The sequence below is a fragment of the Paraburkholderia sp. J69-1 genome, from assembly GCF_905220255.1.
GTDB lineage: Bacteria > Pseudomonadota > Gammaproteobacteria > Burkholderiales > Burkholderiaceae > Paraburkholderia.
In genome coordinates, this window is sequence record NZ_CAJMZG010000071.1 from 1 (window position 1) to 1,058 (window position 1,058).

At 56.7% G+C, this 1,058-nt stretch carries 1 pseudogene; it reads left to right on the plus strand.

Annotated features, from left to right (window positions below):
- Positions 1-493: pseudogene (locus tag U5A67_RS40400) on the plus strand (hypothetical protein); the annotation flags it as partial.
- Positions 494-1,058 lie beyond the last annotated feature (565 nt).

Below are 1,058 nucleotides of genomic sequence, written 5' to 3' on the forward strand. Positions count from 1 at the left end.
CTCTCCTAGCGAGAACCGGGGTTCTGGCGTTTACGCGCGCGGAAAAGCACGCGCCATCGCATGGGTGGTTGAACGCAAGGACGCCGTAAAGGCTTCCGGGCCCACGCGCTCATGGCTGCCGCCCGCGCGCTCGCAGTTGACGGTGGAAATGCCCAATGGCGTGACGCTTCGGCTGGACTGTACCGGACAAGATGTGCCGCTGGTATCGGCGATGATCGAGACTCGTGGATCGGCTCACGCTGACCGAATACGTAGCACGCAGAAATTCGACGATTTCTCCATAGCTCGCGCCTGCGCTCCGAAGCGCGACTATCTCATCCGAATGCTCATCGAGCCTATCGTGGTACCGCTTCTTGCGATCCACGGCAAGGAATTCGTCGATCGACGTCACAACATCTTAAACCTTGGTTTTGCAAGTCGCACATGGTCTCACGCTAACGGCGTGGGCTTGAGCACGAAAAATGCTCCAAAGCAGCATTTATTAGCGTTGTAGCGCTCCCTGCTTGAGTGTTGCCCTCGCTGTTGCGTCGCGTTGCGTACTGTTGCGTAGCGTTGCGTTTGTTGTTGCGTCGCGTTGCGTACTGTTGCGTAGCGTTGCGTTTGTTGTTGCGTTGCGTTGCGTACTGTTGCGTAGCGTTGCGTTGCTGTCGCCTATCGTTACTGGCCTCTTGCGTATCGTTGCTTCAGTTGTTTTTCCGGCGGGCGGGACGTCCTGTCACTGCGCTCGACTTGCGGTACTACGGACGACAGGGCGGCTCCGCCACAGACCGTTGCTTAGGTGGGGAAGTCTCCTGTGAGGGGCCTCAAAGAATGCTTAAACGCGTCTATAGACGTTGTCGTTGGGCGTTGATTTCATGCGGGCCGATTCCTTGCTGAAGGACTCTCAGGAAAAGCAGCGACGCGCACAAGCGCGTTTTTCTGGTCTCAGGATCGGACGACATTGGGAAACAGAGGAATAGCAAGACCCTTATCCCGTGAGGCTTTCGGCGCGATTTGGGCATCTGAAGACAGACAGACAGAAATTCCCAAAGGTTAAACGGCCTTCGTAGCGGGACGGT